The 14,227-nt window shown below is 72.4% G+C and carries 15 protein-coding genes; 9 read left to right on the top strand and 6 right to left on the bottom strand.

From position 1 onward, the window contains the following. Positions 1-24: 24 nt before the first annotated feature. Positions 25-396: a F0F1 ATP synthase subunit epsilon gene (locus tag E6U81_RS26135; protein WP_030660309.1), complete on the top strand. Its 372-nt coding sequence runs from the start codon at positions 25-27 to the stop codon at positions 394-396. A gap of 190 nt (positions 397-586) precedes the next feature. Continuing rightward, positions 587-1,033: a DUF2550 domain-containing protein gene (locus E6U81_RS26130; protein ID WP_030660312.1), complete on the top strand. Its 447-nt coding sequence runs from the start codon at positions 587-589 to the stop codon at positions 1,031-1,033. A gap of 99 nt (positions 1,034-1,132) precedes the next feature. Here E6U81_RS26130 and E6U81_RS26125 read toward each other — a convergent pair whose 3' ends face one another. The 3 genes from E6U81_RS26125 to E6U81_RS26115 form a co-directional block, all read right to left on the bottom strand. Beyond that, positions 1,133-3,034 carry a glycoside hydrolase family 18 chitinase gene (locus E6U81_RS26125; RefSeq protein ID WP_136232536.1) on the bottom strand — a complete coding sequence of 634 codons (1,902 nt, stop codon included), beginning with the start codon at positions 3,032-3,034 and terminating at the stop codon, positions 1,133-1,135. A 125-nt stretch (positions 3,035-3,159) separates the two neighbouring features. Next, on the bottom strand, positions 3,160-3,813 hold the full coding sequence (locus E6U81_RS26120; protein ID WP_136232535.1) for a response regulator transcription factor: 654 nt from the start codon (positions 3,811-3,813) through the stop codon (positions 3,160-3,162). Continuing rightward, positions 3,810-5,006, bottom strand: a complete 1,197-nt coding sequence (locus E6U81_RS26115) for a histidine kinase (RefSeq protein WP_240804029.1) — start codon at positions 5,004-5,006, stop codon at positions 3,810-3,812. The genes E6U81_RS26120 and E6U81_RS26115 overlap by 4 nt, the downstream gene beginning before the upstream one ends. 150 nt (positions 5,007-5,156) lie before the next feature. On the opposite strand from E6U81_RS26115, the gene E6U81_RS26110 reads away from it, so the two are divergent. Then, complete coding sequence (locus E6U81_RS26110; protein WP_136232534.1) at positions 5,157-5,732, top strand: hypothetical protein; 576 nt, start codon at positions 5,157-5,159, stop codon at positions 5,730-5,732. Between the two features lie 13 nt (positions 5,733-5,745). On the opposite strand, the gene E6U81_RS26105 is transcribed toward E6U81_RS26110, so the two are convergent. Continuing rightward, the gene (locus E6U81_RS26105) at positions 5,746-6,318 is read right to left on the bottom strand and encodes a cob(I)yrinic acid a,c-diamide adenosyltransferase (RefSeq protein WP_136232533.1); all 573 of its coding nucleotides are present in this window, start codon (positions 6,316-6,318) and stop codon (positions 5,746-5,748) included. A gap of 107 nt (positions 6,319-6,425) precedes the next feature. Here E6U81_RS26105 and E6U81_RS26100 point away from each other — a divergent pair, with 107 nt between their 5' ends. The 4 genes from E6U81_RS26100 to E6U81_RS26085 all read left to right on the top strand — a co-directional run bounded on the left by E6U81_RS26100 (position 6,426) and on the right by E6U81_RS26085 (position 11,279). Next, positions 6,426-6,962: a hypothetical protein gene (locus tag E6U81_RS26100; RefSeq protein ID WP_136232532.1), complete on the top strand. Its 537-nt coding sequence runs from the start codon at positions 6,426-6,428 to the stop codon at positions 6,960-6,962. 161 nt (positions 6,963-7,123) lie between these two features. After that, positions 7,124-7,972, top strand: coding sequence for a 3-hydroxyacyl-CoA dehydrogenase family protein (locus E6U81_RS26095; protein ID WP_030708166.1), 849 nt, complete (start codon positions 7,124-7,126; stop codon positions 7,970-7,972). A 172-nt stretch (positions 7,973-8,144) separates the two neighbouring features. Beyond that, entirely contained in the window at positions 8,145-8,468 is a 324-nt protein-coding gene (locus E6U81_RS26090; RefSeq protein WP_030386930.1) for an STAS domain-containing protein, read from the top strand. 192 nt (positions 8,469-8,660) lie between these two features. Further along, complete coding sequence (locus tag E6U81_RS26085) at positions 8,661-11,279, top strand: ATP-binding protein (protein WP_136232531.1); 2,619 nt, start codon at positions 8,661-8,663, stop codon at positions 11,277-11,279. Between the two features lie 51 nt (positions 11,280-11,330). On the opposite strand, the gene nucS is transcribed toward E6U81_RS26085, so the two are convergent. Next, positions 11,331-12,002, bottom strand: a complete 672-nt coding sequence (gene nucS, locus E6U81_RS26080) for an endonuclease NucS (RefSeq protein ID WP_031148292.1) — start codon at positions 12,000-12,002, stop codon at positions 11,331-11,333. Positions 12,003-12,221: 219 nt separating this feature from the next. Here nucS and E6U81_RS26075 point away from each other — a divergent pair, with 219 nt between their 5' ends. Continuing rightward, positions 12,222-12,614: an SCO5389 family protein gene (locus E6U81_RS26075; protein ID WP_052873715.1), complete on the top strand. Its 393-nt coding sequence runs from the start codon at positions 12,222-12,224 to the stop codon at positions 12,612-12,614. A gap of 23 nt (positions 12,615-12,637) precedes the next feature. Here E6U81_RS26075 and E6U81_RS26070 read toward each other — a convergent pair whose 3' ends face one another. Continuing rightward, a complete protein-coding gene (locus E6U81_RS26070) occupies positions 12,638-13,669 on the bottom strand; it encodes an LLM class flavin-dependent oxidoreductase (RefSeq protein ID WP_136232530.1) in 1,032 nt (343 codons plus the stop codon). Positions 13,670-13,899: 230 nt separating this feature from the next. Here E6U81_RS26070 and E6U81_RS26065 point away from each other — a divergent pair, with 230 nt between their 5' ends. After that, a complete protein-coding gene (locus tag E6U81_RS26065) occupies positions 13,900-14,226 on the top strand; it encodes a hypothetical protein (protein ID WP_031148297.1) in 327 nt (108 codons plus the stop codon). Position 14,227 lies beyond the last annotated feature (1 nt).

Here is a 14,227-nt window from a genome sequence, read left to right as displayed (position 1 = left end):
CGGGTGGTGACCCGAGGAGCCACCTTGGCTGCTGAGCTGCACGTCGAGCTGGTCGCGGCGGACCGCAATGTCTGGTCCGGCGAGGCCACCCTTGTTGTCGCCCGCACCACGTCCGGCGACATCGGCGTCATGCCCGGTCACCAGCCGCTTCTCGGTGTGCTGGAATCGGGCCCGGTGACCATCCGCACCAGCGAGGGCAACACTGTCATCGCCGCGGTGCACGGCGGATTCATCTCGTTCGCGGACAACAAGCTGTCCCTGCTGGCCGAGATCGCCGAGCTCGCGGACGAGATCGATGTCCAGCGTGCGGAGCGGGCACTGGAGCGCGCGAAGTCGGAGGCCGACGCGGCCGCCGAGCGTCGCGCGGATGTCCGGCTGCGCGCCGTAACGGGCTGACCGCCCGTCGGAGTTTCACCCGCCGGGTCCCGTGGGGAGACCTTCGGGACTCGGCAGACCTCAGCCGCGGTCCGTTCTGGAATTTTCCAGACCGGGTCGCGGCTGAGGCGATGCAGGTCCTCCCCCGGACTCCGTCTGGGAGGGGCCCCCGTTTCTCATGCGTATTCGATGAGCGAGGAGGTCGGTGAAGATGCTCCTCGCTCTGCTTGTGAGCGGCCTGGTCGTAGCCCTGGTGGTGATCGGGCTGTTCGTCTTCGGACTGCGCCGCAGACTGATCCAGCGGTCCGGCGGCACCTTCGACTGCAGCATGCGCTGGGGCGTGTCCGAAGAACCCGACATCTCCGGCAAGGGCTGGGTCTACGGGGTCGCCCGCTACAGCGGTGACCGGATCGAGTGGTTCCGGGTGTTCTCGTACTCCCCGCGCCCGCGCCGGCTGCTGGAGCGGTCCTCCATCGAGGTCCTGGCCCGCCGCGCCCCGGAGGGCGAGGAGGAGCTGGCCCTGCTGTCCGACGCCGTCGTGCTCGGCTGTCTCCACCGGGGGACCCGCCTGGAGCTGGCGATGAGCGAGGACGCACTGACGGGCTTCCTGGCGTGGCTGGAGGCGGCTCCGCCCGGCCAGCGGGTCAACGTCGCCTAGAACGGGCGCCACCCCGGCGGGGTAGGGCCTGAAGACGGCGGGACGGCATGGAGAAGCCGGGGAGACGGGGGCGGACCCGTCTCCCCGGCTTCCGTCTTCCTACTGGAGCCCGGTGTGGACCGCGTTCGCTAGCTCACCGCCCGCGGTGTCGCCGCTGAACTCCCAGTAGAAGGCTCCTCTGAGGCCCTGCTGCTTGGCCCAGGTCATCTTGCCGGCGATGGTGGCGGGGGTGTCGTAGCTCCACCAGTTGCTGCCGCACTTGGCGTAGGCCGTGCCGGCGACGGTGCCGGTGGCCGGGCAGCTGTTCTTGAGCACCTTGTAGTCCTCGATGCCCTGCTCGTACGTGCCCGGGGCCGGTCCGGTGGCGGTGCCGCCGGGTGCGGCCTGGGTGACGCCGGTCCAGCCGCGGCCGTAGAAGCCGATGCCGAGGTTGAGCTTGGAGCCGGGCACGCCCTTGGCCTTGAGCTTGGCGATGGCGTCGGCCGAGTTGAACCCGGCCTGCGGGATGCCCGCGTACGAGGTCAGCGGGGAGTGCGGGGCGGTCGGGCCCTGGGCCGCCCAGGCGCCGAAGAAGTCGTACGTCATGACGTTGTAGAAGTCGGTGTACTGCGCGGCGCCCGCGTAGTCGGCCTTGTCGATCTTGCCGCCGTCCGAGGCGTCGGCCGTGATGGCCGCGGTGACCAGGTTGTTCGCGCCGAACCGGGCCTTCACGGCCTGCATCAGGTTCTTGAAGGCGGCCGGGCCGCTGGTGTCGCAGGACAGGCCGCAGGCGTTCGGGTACTCCCAGTCCAGGTCGATGCCGTCGAAGACGTCGGCCCAGCGCGGGTCCTCGACCAGGTTGTAGCAGGACTGGGCGAAGGCGGTCGGGTTGGCGGCGGCCTGCGGGAAGCCGCCGGACCAGGTCCAGCCGCCGAAGGACCACAGCACCTTGATGTTCGGGTACTGCTTCTTCAGCTTGCGCAGCTGGTTGAAGTTGCCGCGCAGCGGCTGGTCCCAGGTGTCGGCGACGCCGTCGACGCTCTGGTCGGCGGTGTAGGCCTTGTCGTAGTCGGCGTAGGCGTCACCGATCGTGCACTGGCCGTTCTGGACGTTGCCGAAGGCGTAGTTGATGTGCGTGATCTTGCCCGCCGTGCCCGAGCTGACCAGGTTCTTCACGTGGTAGTTGCGTCCGTAGACGCCCCAGTTGGTGAAGTAGCCGAGCTTGACCTTGTCGCCCGGGTCCGGGGGAATGACCCCGCCGGTCGTGGTGACCGTGGTGGAGCCGGAGGAGGGGCCGGTCTGGTCGATGGTGTCGCGGGCGGTGACGCTGTAGGTGTACGTCGTGCCCTTGGTCAGGCCGGAGTCCGCGTAGCTGGTCCCGGTGACGGTGGCGATCTTGGCGGAGCCCCGGTAGACGTCGTAGTTCTTGACGCCCTTGTCGTCGGTGGCCGGGGTCCAGGTCAGGCTCAGCGAGGTGTCGGCGACGTTGCTCGCGGCGGGGGCGCCGGGAGCGGTGGGGGGACTGTCGCCGGGCTGGGTGCCGCCGTCGCAGGAGGCTCCGTTGATCTTGCAGCCGCTGGGCGCGCCCGAGCCGGCGCCGTTGAAGCCGAAGCTGGCGGTCGCCCCGGGGGCGAGGGTGCCGTTCCAGCCGACGTTCTTGGCCGTCCAGTGGGTACCCGAGCCCGTCACGGTGGCGTCCCAGGCCGAGGTGACCGAGGTGCCCGCCGGGTAGTCCCACTCCACGGTCCAGCTGCTGAGCGTGGTGGTGCCGGTGTTCTTCACCACCCACTTGCCCTCGAAGCCGGAACCCCAGTCGGAGGCCTTGGTGTACGTCGCGGTCGCGGACGCGGCGGCCTGGGCCGGTCCGGCCAGGGCCACGAGCCCGGTGACGGGCAGGGCGAGCACGGCGACGACCGCCGCGACTCTGGTGAAGAACCGGGTGCGCCTGGTGGGGGGTGGGGATGCTGTGCTCAAGGGTGATCCTCCGTAGGTCCGTCGCGGTCGTGGGGCCGACTTCGACATGGGGGTGGGACCTGCGCCGCCCGTGAGCACGCTTTGTCATGGCACGCTCACCACAGTGTTGCCGTGAGAGTAGAAAGGTCTGGACCAACCGTCAAGAGGTCCAGACCGGTGCCGACCGCCGTCCGCTAGATGCCCAACTCCTGTGCCAGGACCGCCGCTTGGAGTCGGCTGCGCAGCTCCAGCTTGCCGAGCAGGCGGCTGACGTGCGTCTTCGCCGTCGCCTCCGCCATGCCCAGGCGTTCGGCGATCTCGGCGTTCGACAGTCCCTCGCCCAGCGCTGCCAGCACCTCCCGCTCGCGCGGAGTGAGGGAGGCGACCGCCGCCGCCCGCTCCGGTGACGGACCGCTGCGCGCCGGACGCGGCGCCGCGAACTCGGCGATCAGCCGCCTGGTGACCGCCGGGGCGATCAGCCCCTCCCCGCGCGCGACGGTCCGTACGGCCGCCATCAGCTCCGCCGCGTCCGCGTTCTTCAGCAGGAAGCCGGAGGCGCCCGCCCGCAGCGCCCCGAAGACGTACTCGTCGAGGTCGAAGGTGGTCAGCACCAGCACGTCCGCCAGCCCCTCCTCGACCACCTGGCGGGTCGCCGACACCCCGTCCAGCCGGGGCATCTGCACGTCCATGAGGACGAGATCCGGCCGCAGCTCCCGGGCCAGGCGCACCGCCTCCTCCCCGTCGGCCGCCTCGCCCGCCACCTCGATGTCGCCCGCGCTGCGCAGGATGAGCACCAGCCCGGCCCGCACCGCGGCCTGGTCCTCGGCCACCACCACCCGGATGGTCACATCTCCACCGCCTTCTCCTCGGCGGGCAGGATCGCCCGCACGTGCCACACGCTGCCGGCCCGGCCCGCAGTGAACTTCCCACCCAGCAGTTCCGTCCGCTCCCTCATGCCGATCAGCCCCGCGCCGGAACCCGGCGCGCGGGGTCCGGGGCGGTCCCCGTAGGGCGAATCCACCACCACGCTCAACAGCCCGTCCTCGTGCGCCACGCGGACCGTCACCCTGCCGGGGGCCGCGTGCTTGAGGGCGTTGGTCAGGGACTCCTGGACGATCCGGTACGCGGCCAGCTCCACGGGGGCCGCCGCGGGCTCCCCGGACGGCCGGTCGTCGTGCAGGACGAAGGTGAGCCCGCTCGCCGCGCCGTTCGTCCCGGCCTGCCCGATCAGCGCGTCGAGGCCGTCCAGCGTGGGCACCGCGACCGCCTCCTGCTCGCCCCCGGCGTCCCGCAGCAGCCCGATCAGACGGCGCATCTCGGCCAGCCCCTGCACGCTGTTCTCGCGGATCACGCCGAGCGCGTCCCGGCTGGTCGCCGCCGTGTCGATGGAGAGCGCGGCGGTGGAGTGGATGGCGATCGCCGAGAGGTGGTTGGCCACCATGTCGTGCAGCTCCCGGGCCATCCGGGCGCGCTCGGCGGCCACGGCCTGACTGCGGTCCATTTCGGCCAGCAGCGCCGTCTGCTCGGCGCGCAGCCGGGCGGCCTCGGCGGCCTCGCGGTGGTTGCGCAGGGTGGCTCCGGTCAGCGCCGGGGCGAAGCTCACGATGCCGGTGACCGCACCGATCAGCAGGGCCTGCGGGGTGCGCAGCCAGGCCAGCGAGGCGATGGTGATGACGACGGTGATCAGGCCGGTCGTCACCGGGAGCCGGCGGGCCATGGCCGGTTTTCCGTACACGACGGCGGCGTACATCAGGTCGGTGAAGATCACGACGGTGGCGAGGCTGCCGACGGTGAACTGGTCGGCGATCACCCCCACGGTGCCGACGGTCAGGGTCACCTGCGGTGCGGTGCGGCGCAGCAGCTCCATCGCGCCGAGCACCACGAGGGGCACCAGGGCGGCCCAGGCCGGCAGGGAGCCGCGCCCGGGGCTGCTGTAGACACCGAGCGACCAGAACACGAGGCCCGCGGCGACGCTGACCACCGCGAGGAGGACGTCGTCACGGTGGGGGCGCAGGCTCTTCTCGGTCACGGTTCCATCCAACAGGGTGTACGTGCCCCGCACCTCGGCGGAGCGGGCGAGGTGCGGGTACATCGAAGGGTGCAGGCGCACATGGTCATTCGCGACGACGAATCGGGCGGTGGCGGACGGGAGGCTTGAGGGGAACGACCAACCCGAGGGACGGAGAGCCCCGTGATCGTCGCGCTGATCATCGCCTGTGAGATCGGCTTCTGGGTCCTGCTGGCGGCAGGGCTCGCCCTGCGGTACCTCGCGAAGATGCCGCGGCTGGGGGCCGCGGTCCTGCTGTGTGAGCCCCTGATGGAGCTGGTGCTGCTCGTCGTCACCACGATCGACCTGAAGAACGGCGCCGAGCCGGACTGGAAGCACGGCGTGGCCGCCCTCTACATCGGCTACACCGTCGCCTACGGCCACTACACGATCAAGTGGCTCGACGGGCACGCCGCCCACCGGCTGGCCGGAGGGCCCAAGCCGGCCGGTGCCGGCTACGGGAAGGCCCGGGCCGTGCACGAGTGGAAGCTGTGGACCCGGACCGTCCTCGCCGCCGCCGTCGGTGTCGGCCTGCTCCAGGCGGCGATCTGGTACGTGGGCGACGCGGGCGACATCAGCTCGCTGCGGGCGTGGCAGTCCGGCGCCCTGCGGGCGGTCGCCATCCACGCGCTCGTCGCGGTCGGCTACACGGTGTGGCCGCCGAAGGCGCCCGCGGGCGCCGACGCGGAGGACCGGCCCCCGCTCGCGAAGACCCGGTAGGGCGCCCCGCGGACTACCGCTCGCCGCCCGGCACCCACAGCACGTCCCCGACCTCCTTGTTGGCCACCCGAGCCAGGATGAACAGGAGGTCGGAGAGGCGGTTGAGGTAGGTGGCGGTGAGCGGGTTCATCGACTCCCCGTGCACCTCCAGCGCCGACCACGTCGACCGCTCGGCGCGCCGGACCACCGTGCAGGCCTGGTGCAGCAGGGCCGCGCCGGGGGTGCCGCCGGGCAGGATGAAGCTGCGCAGCTTCTCCACCTGCTCCAGGAAGAGGTCGCAGTCGGCCTCCAGCTTGTCGACGTAGAACTGCTCCACGCGCAGCGGCGGGTACTCCGGGTTCTCGACGACCGGGGTGCACAGGTCCGCGCCCACGTCGAACAGGTCGTTCTGCACCCGCACCAGGACCTTCACGACCTCGGCGGGCAGGGCGCCCAGCGCGATGGCCGTCCCGATGGCCGCGTTGGCCTCGTTGGCGTCGGCGTACGCGGAGATCCGCAGGTCGGTCTTGGCCGTGCGGCTCATGTCGCCCAGGGCGGTCGTGCCCTTGTCGCCGGTACGGGTGTAGATGCGCGTGAGGTTCACCATGCGGCCAGGGTAGACGGGCCTGCCGGGGAAATTCCGGGCGCGGTCGCCGCCGCTCCCGTACGGTCCGGTGGGGCCGCCGGAGTCCCGGGAGCCGGGGGAGGAGCCGCGTGACCGAGACGTACTACCTGTGGCGGCTGGCCGAGGCCGCCCAGCAGATCGACCTCCTGGCGGGCTTCCTCGGCACCCGCCACGCGCCGGGTCCGGACCACCTCGCCGAACCGGCCGAGTGCGCCGCGGCCGGTCGGGCCGCCGTGGCCGCCGGGCGACTGGGGGAGGCCCTCCGGCATGTCGACGACCTGCGCGAGCACGCCGCCCGGTGGGCCGGGCACCCGCACCACCCGGGCGAGCCGGGTGCCGCCGAGCACGACGCGCGGGTCTGGGACTACGCGAAGGACGCACTGCGGGCGGAGTACGGGCCCACGGCGGCGCACATGCCCACGGCCCGCGACCTCCTCCAGCAGCTCCGCTTCCTGCAACGGGAGATCTGTGCGCTGCCGGAGGCGGACGCGCAGGCCAGGGCGGACGCGCACTACCTCGCGGGCCGCGGCGCGGCCGTCGAACTCGGCCGCCCGGGCGTCGCGCGCAGGGAGCTGCGACGGCTGCGCGTACTGGCCGAGCGGTGCGCCGGGACCCACGTCACATGAACTGGACGACGGAGCACGGCTGCTGGGCTGTACCGGTGTGATGTCCGTCATCTGAGACGTGACGCGTGTTACTTCGCGGTCACACCGCACCCCCCGGGCGCTAGTCTCCGCCGGAGTGGCTGTGAAGCCGTGCCGTATTTGAGAACAACGAGGGGTGTGCAGTGGCTGGGAAGCTCGCCGTCATCGGTGCGGGACTCATGGGTTCCGGGATCGCTCAGGTCTCCGCTCAGGCGGGATGGGACGTCGTGCTGCGCGATGTCACCGACGCCGCGCTGACCCGGGGCACGGACGGGATCAAGGCCTCGTACGACAAGTTCGTCTCCAAGGGCAAGCTGACCGCCGAGGACGCCGAGGCTGCGCTCGCCCGCATCACGACGACCACCGACCTGGACGCGGTCGCCGACGTCGACATCGTGGTGGAAGCGGCCTTCGAGAAGATCGAGATCAAGCACGAGATCTTCCGCGCCCTCGACAAGATCGTGCGCGAGGACGCCATCCTCGCCTCCAACACCTCCGCCATCCCGATCACCAAGATCGCGGCCGTGACGGAGCGTCCGGAGCGGGTCGTCGGCGCGCACTTCTTCTCGCCCGTCCCGATGATGCAGCTGTGCGAGCTGGTCCGCGGCTACAAGACGAGCGACGAAACCCTCGCCACCACCAGGGCGTTCGCCGAGTCCGTCGGCAAGACCTGCATCGTCGTCAACCGCGACGTCGCCGGCTTCGTGACGACCCGTCTGATCTCCGCGCTGGTCGTCGAGGCCGCCAAGCTGTACGAATCGGGCGTCGCCTCCGCCGAGGACATCGACATCGCCTGCAAGCTGGGCTTCGGCCACGCGATGGGCCCGCTGGCCACCGCCGACCTCACGGGCGTCGACATCCTGCTGCACGCCACCAGCAACATCTACACCGAGTCCCAGGACGAGAAGTTCGCGCCGCCGGAGCTCATGCGCCGCATGGTGGACGCCGGGGACATCGGCCGCAAGAGCGGCCAGGGTTTCTACAAGCACTGAGAACGGTCCAGCCACTGAGCGCCATCGTTCGAATGCCTTCACCCGTCAGGGTGAATTAGGTATCGGTTCGCTCACGGTCGGCAACTTCCCTGCCCGCGCGGCAGTCAGTTGCAGTGAGAGTTGCCGACCACGGACCAGTTGCCATACGTACGCAGTACTGCCGGGAGTACACATGCACATCAGGGGCGACCACGCCGAACTCGCTGTCGGGGGCCGCCTCGACGTGCGCAGCGCGGCGGACGCCCGTACGGCCCTCCACACCGCCCTCGACGACGGCCAGGGCGACCTCGTGCTCGACCTCACCGGGCTCGACTCCTGGGACGCCACCGGCCTCGGCGTGATCATGGGCGCGCACCGCAGGGCCGGCCGGACCGGACGCCGGCTCGTCCTGCGCGGGGTGCCGCCGCAGATGCAGCGGCTGCTCGTGGCGACCCGGCTGCACCGGATCCTCGCGATCGAGGGCGGCCTGGAAGCCGAGTCCCTGCCCAGGGTCTGAACCGCAAGCCGCTGACCTTTGCATTTCCTGCGGAAAGTAACGGTCCGGTGGTGATCGAGCCCCTGCGGTTTCCCGCACACCCGGCCACGGTCTAGGGTTCGGGCGGAAACCGGACCAAGTGGCGACAGCGGGTGCGCGACGGCCGGGCGGTACGACGGCGAGGCGCGCGGCCCGCGATCGGGGGACTGGGTCATGGACCGTACACAAGGGCAGAGCGAGCGGGACGAACAGGCCGCAGGCGGCACCGCGCCCCCCGCCTCCGCGCCCGCGTCCCCCGGGCCGGCGTCTCCCGGGGCCGCCGGGCCCGGGCGGGTCGTCACCCTGACCGCCGGCGACTTCACCCTCACCGTCAACCCCGTGGACGGCAGCGAGATCGAACCGCTGCGACCGGGTACCGAGCGCGCCCGCCCCGCCAAGCGCGACGCCGCCGCCCGTGCGGCCCGGGACGCCGCCGCCAGACCGCCCGTACTCCCGGGACCCCCGATATCCGCCCGGCCCCTGCTCGCCCGGGGCGAGGAGCTGGAACGGCTCGTCCGGCTGCTGGGCCGCGGCCGCTCCGTCCGCCTGACCGGGCCGTCCGGGTCCGGCCGCAGCGCGCTGCTCGACGCGGTCGCCGCCCAGTGCGCGGGCGTCGCCCCCGACGGTGTCGTACGGCTCAGCGGCCACGGGCACCAGCAGCCCGGGGAACTGCTCCACGCGCTCTACGCGACCGTGTACGACGCCCCGCGGGACCGCCCCGAACGCGACGAGCTCCTGGCCCGCGTGCGCGACATCGGGGCCGTCGTCCTCCTCGACGACCTGGAGATGGGCGGGAGCGCTCTCGACGAGCTGCTGCGCGCCACCCCCGAATGCGCCTACCTGCTGGCGGCCACCCCCGACACCAAGGCCCCCTCCGACGACTCCCACATCGAAGAGGTCTTCCTCACCGGCCTCGCCAAGGCCGACTGCGCGGCCCTGCTGGAGGCGGGCCTGGGACGCCCGCTGACGGACGAGGAGGCCGCCTGGGCGGGCGACCTCGGGTTCGCCTCCGAGGGGCTGCCGCTGCGCTTCGTGCAGGCCGCCGCGATGCTGCGCCAGCGCGACGAGCTCAACCACAGCGATGAGGACGACGACGAGGAGGAGCCGGGCGTCTTCGAGGAGCGCCCGCGCGACAGCGGACTGGTCCCGCTGCCGACGCTCGCCGAGGGCGCGGCCCCGGCGGAGCTGCTGGCGTCGCGCGTCAGCGAGTCCGCTCGGGCGGCCCTGCGGATCGCCTGCGCGCTGGGCGGCGAACTGCCGCACCACGCCCACCTGCCGGCGCTCGTGGGGGACACCCACGCCGACACCGCGGTGGCCGAGCTGCTGGCCTGCGGGCTGCTGACGCCCGTCGGGACGCGCTACCGGCTGGCCGCCGGCGTCGCCCGCCAGCTGGAGGACGTCGGCTACGGGGACACCGCGTCGGAGGAGGCCCGTACGGCCGCCCGGCACTACGCCTGGTGGACCGGCCACGCCTCGGTGGTCCCGGAGCGGGTGGCGGCGGAGGCGGACGCGGTGCTCGCGGCGCTGGCCGGCGCGGACGTGGTGGCAGCGGCGGTGCTGGCGCGCACGGCCGCCCCCGCCTTCGCGGCCTCGCTGCACTGGGAGGCCTGGGAGCGGGTGCTGCGCTCGGGGGCCGAGGCCGCGCGCAAGGCGGGAGAGGTCGCCGAGCAGGCGTACTTCCACCACGAGCTCGGGGTGCTCGCGCTGTGCGAGGGGCGGCTCGACCGGGCCCGCGCCGAGCTGGAGACCTCGATCGGGCTGCGGGGCGCGCTCGCCGACAAGCGGGGCACCGTCGCGGGCCGGCGGGCGCTGGCGCTGGTCGTGGACCGTGAGACCGCGGGGGCGGCGGCATCGCCGCCGCTGCGCCTGGAAGCGCCCGCGGCGGCCTCGGCGGCCTCGGCGGCCTCGGCGGCCTCGGAGGCCTCGGAGGCCGTGACGGTGGCGACCCCGGCCACCGAGGCGGCGACCCCCGCCGCCGCCAAGATCCCCGACACCCGGAGGACCCCGGCCGTCCGGCCCGCTGCGGCCGCCCGCCCGGCAGCGGCCCCCCGGAACTCGCCGGCCGCCCGCCCGGCACCGGCCGCCCGCCCGGCACCGGCCCTCCCCGCCTCGCCGCTGACCGCCGGGGCCCCCGCGGCCCCGGCCGTTGCTCCGGTCCCGGTCTCCTCCGAGGCCGTCACGCGGATGACCCCGGTGGTGCCCGTGAGCCGGAGCTCCGAGCCGCCCACGACGCTGTCGGCGGTGTTCGAGGACGCCTTCCCGCTGTCGCCGAAGCAGGACTCGCCCGCCCCCGCGGCACCGGTTCCGGCCGCGCCGGCCGGCCGGGACGCAGGCCGCCGCAAGCTCGTGCTGCTGGCCGCGGCGGGAGCGCTGACGGCGGTCGCGCTGGGAACCGTCGTGAGCTTCGCGATGGGCTCCTCGGACAGCGAGCCGCCCGCGCAGGGGCCCGCCGTCTCCTCGACCCCGGAGGCCTCCAGGACGCCCTCTACGGCCCAGGAGACCGGAGGGAACGTTCCTGCGCCGGAGGCGCCCGCCACGGCCCCCTCGGAGGACGCCACGGTCCCGGCCGCGGGTACGAGCGGCGCCCCGGCCCCCGGCCGCACACCCGGCCGTACCCCGTCCAAGCGCCCGTCCGCGACACCCCGGAACTCCCAGGCGCCAACGTCCACTTCGACCCCGACGACCTCCCAGACGCCGACCCAGGAGCCGACGGAGACCGCCGCGCCGACTCCCACGGAAACCGGCACGGTAACGGGTACGGCCACCGCCACCTCACCGGTCACCACCCCCTGAAACACCGACGGCTCCGTCCGTGAGGACGGAGCCGTTTCGTTTCAACAGGGGTCAGAACAGGCGGAGCTTGTCGTCCTCGATACCGCGCAGGGCGTTGTAGTCCAGGACCACGCAGTCCATCCCGCGGTCCGTCGCCAGCACCTTCGCCTGCGGCTTGATCTCCTGCGCGGCGAAGACGCCGCGGACCGGGGCCAGGTGCGGATCGCGGTTGAGCAGCTCCAGGTAGCGGGTCAGCTGCTCCACGCCGTCGATCTCGCCGCGGCGCTTGATCTCCACGGCCACCGTCGCGCCCGAGGCGTCCCGGCACAGGATGTCGACCGGGCCGATCGCCGTCATGTATTCGCGCCGGATCAGCGTGTACCCCTCGCCGAGGGTCTCGATGCGGTCGGCGAGCAGCTCCTGGAGGTGCGCCTCGACGCCGTCCTTGATGAGCCCGGGGTCGGTGCCGAGCTCGTGGGAGGAGTCGTGGAGGACTTCTTCCATGGTGATGATGAGCTTCTCGCCCGCCTTGTTGACGACCGTCCACACACCGGCGTCGTCCCCGCTCCCCTCTTTGAGGGTGCACGGCGGCGACATCCAGTTGAGCGGTTTGTACGCCCGGTCGTCCGCGTGGATCGAGACACTGCCGTCGGCCTTCACGAGGATCAGACGGGGTGCCGAGGGCAGGTGGGCGGTGAGCCGGCCCGCATAGTCGACGGAGCAGCGGGCAATCACGAGACGCATGGTCGGCAACGCTACTCGACCTACGGCCCTCCACGCGATTCGCCCCTGAAAGCCCCGTTCGCCGATGGCGCGTTGTATGCGCATTCTCCTGGTGCGTCACCCAGTGGGCGCCTACCGTGGTGAGCGGGAGGTTGTCGAGCGTGCACTCTGCGTCGCGATCTCCTTCCCTGCCCGTAAGACTCCGGCAACCAGTCAGCCGGGGTCGCGAGAGGAGAACCCATGTCGCTCGACGTCTCACCGGCCCTACTCGAACAGGCCGAGCGAGGCGAGGTCGATGAAGCCGCTTTCGTCGACTGCGTCCGGACCTCCCTGCCCTATGCATGGGAGATGATCAGCTCGCTGGTGGCCCAGCTGAAGGTGGACGGCGGACAGTTCGCCGACAACCAGACGCCGCCGCCCGACGAGCAGGCGCGTGGGCAGCTGTTGCGCGCACTCGCGAGTGACGCGATACGCGGTGCGCTGCAGCGGCACTTCGGAGTGCGCCTGGCATTCCAGAACTGTCACCGGGTGGCGGTCTTCCCGCTGGATCCCTCGGTGGACGACCGGCTGGCCAAGTTCACTTCGATACGCGGTCAGCTGCTCAACCAGTCGCCGGAAATGCGGGACTGCTGAGCCAGGGCCCGAGCCGGTAGATCTCAGCCGAGACGGGGCAGGACTTCGGCGCCGAGTCGTCGTACGTTCTCCTCCGTCGCGGCGAGATCTCCGGAGCCCTCCGTCAGGAGGGCGAAACGCGTGATGCCCGTGCGCGCGGAGGTGGCCGCCAGACGATCGGCCGCCAGCTCCGGGGTGCCCACCGGGTGCAGGTCGCACAGCAGTTCCGTGTAGGCGACGGGATCCCGCATCGCGCGCACGCGGCCGTCCACGGTCACGTGCGCGTCCAGGCCCAGCCTGAGCCAGCCCGGCATGGACTTCAGCAGGGTCTCGCGCGCGTCGGCGGTGCTGTCCGCGATCTGGCACACCCCGGCGGAGACGTGCCCGGCCCCGGCGACGTGCTCGGGGGAGTGGCCCGCCGCCAGTGCCGTGCTGCGCCACAGGGCGACCATCTCGGCCTTGTTCTCGTCACCGCAGTGCATGCCCAGCAGCATCGGCAGCCCCCGCTGCGCGGCCATCCGCACCGATGACGGCGAGGTGCAGGCCACGATGACCTCAGGGCCCGATCCGTCCCCGTCCAGGGCCTCCGACGTCCGCGGTACGACGGCCACCTCGCGGAAGGCGTACCGCTTCCCGGCGGCGCCCACCCGCGCCCCGGTGAGCCACCGGCGCAGCAGGTCCAGGGACTCCGGGAAGCCGTTCTCGTAGGCGTCCAGGCCGCCTCCGAAGACCTCCAGGTCCACCCACGGCCCGCCGCGCCCCACCCCCAGGGTGAAACGGCCGCCCGACGCCACGTGCAGCAGCGCCGCCTGCTCCCCGAGGGCGACCGGGTGCGTGCTCGGCAGCACGCTGACCGCCGTGCCCACCCGCAGCCGGCGGGTCCGGCCCAGCAGCAGGCCCGCCAGGGTCACCGCCGACGGGCAGACCCCGTACGGGACGAAGTGGTGCTCGGCGAGCCAGACCGAGTCGAGCCCGGCCTCCTCCGCCACCTCCGCGGTGCGCACCGCCCGGTGCAGTGCCTCGCCCTGTCCCTGGCCCGGGAACTGGGCCGCCAGTACAAACGCTCCTACGCGCATCGCCTTTATCCTCCTCGCGGCTGACGCGGCCTCCCCCAGGTGGACCGGTTCTTCCTATGGCAACAACGTCTGACACGTGCCAAAGGCACGGGCTGACAGGAAAGTTATTGGGATTGTCGGGCCAGTACCGGCCATCGGCCCGTCCCCCCGTGGACACCCTGCGGGTACCCGGCCTCGCTGCGCGTAGTCTGGAAGAAAGTCACTGCCGTCGGCTCATCCGTGAGGTATACGTGTCACCGCGCAACAACCGCCCGAGGGGCGGCGAGAACCCGGACGACCGCCCCGGTATCGGCCTGGACCGCTTCGGGCTGGAGCGCACCGAGGAGTACCAGGGCGAGGACTGGAAGGTCAGACACGTCGCGGGCGCGAGCGCGGCGGGCAAGCGCTACCGCTGCCCCGGCTGCGACCAGGAGATCCCCTCCGGCACCCCGCACCTGGTGGCCTGGCCCGAGTACGGCGGCGTGGACGACCGGCGGCACTGGCACAAGGCCTGCTGGAACGCGAAGGACCGCCGCACCACGAAGGTGCAGCGGTCCCGCAACGCGCCGAAGTACTGAC

Origin of the sequence: Streptomyces sp. A0592, assembly GCF_004795115.1 — a bacterium.
GTDB lineage: Bacteria > Actinomycetota > Actinomycetes > Streptomycetales > Streptomycetaceae > Streptomyces > Streptomyces erythrochromogenes.
The sequence above is the reverse complement of the archived record's forward strand: the minus strand, read 5'-3'. Positions and strand labels throughout refer to the sequence as shown.

Bases quoted from the DNA above. Each gene is read 5' to 3' on its own strand.
- E6U81_RS26130 (WP_030660312.1), top strand. From the start codon at position 587: ATGCTCCTCGCTCTGCTTGTGAGCGGCCTGGTCGTAGCCCTGGTGGTG.
- E6U81_RS26125 (WP_136232536.1), bottom strand. From the start codon at position 3,034: ATGTCGAAGTCGGCCCCACGACCGCGACGGACCTACGGAGGATCACCC.
- E6U81_RS26105 (WP_136232533.1), bottom strand. From the start codon at position 6,318: ATGGTGAACCTCACGCGCATCTACACCCGTACCGGCGACAAGGGCACG.
- E6U81_RS26090 (WP_030386930.1), top strand. From the start codon at position 8,145: ATGCACATCAGGGGCGACCACGCCGAACTCGCTGTCGGGGGCCGCCTC.
- E6U81_RS26085 (WP_136232531.1), top strand. From the start codon at position 8,661: ATGGACCGTACACAAGGGCAGAGCGAGCGGGACGAACAGGCCGCAGGC.
- nucS (WP_031148292.1), bottom strand. From the start codon at position 12,002: ATGCGTCTCGTGATTGCCCGCTGCTCCGTCGACTATGCGGGCCGGCTC.
- E6U81_RS26075 (WP_052873715.1), top strand. From the start codon at position 12,222: ATGTCGCTCGACGTCTCACCGGCCCTACTCGAACAGGCCGAGCGAGGC.
- E6U81_RS26070 (WP_136232530.1), bottom strand. From the start codon at position 13,669: ATGCGCGTAGGAGCGTTTGTACTGGCGGCCCAGTTCCCGGGCCAGGGA.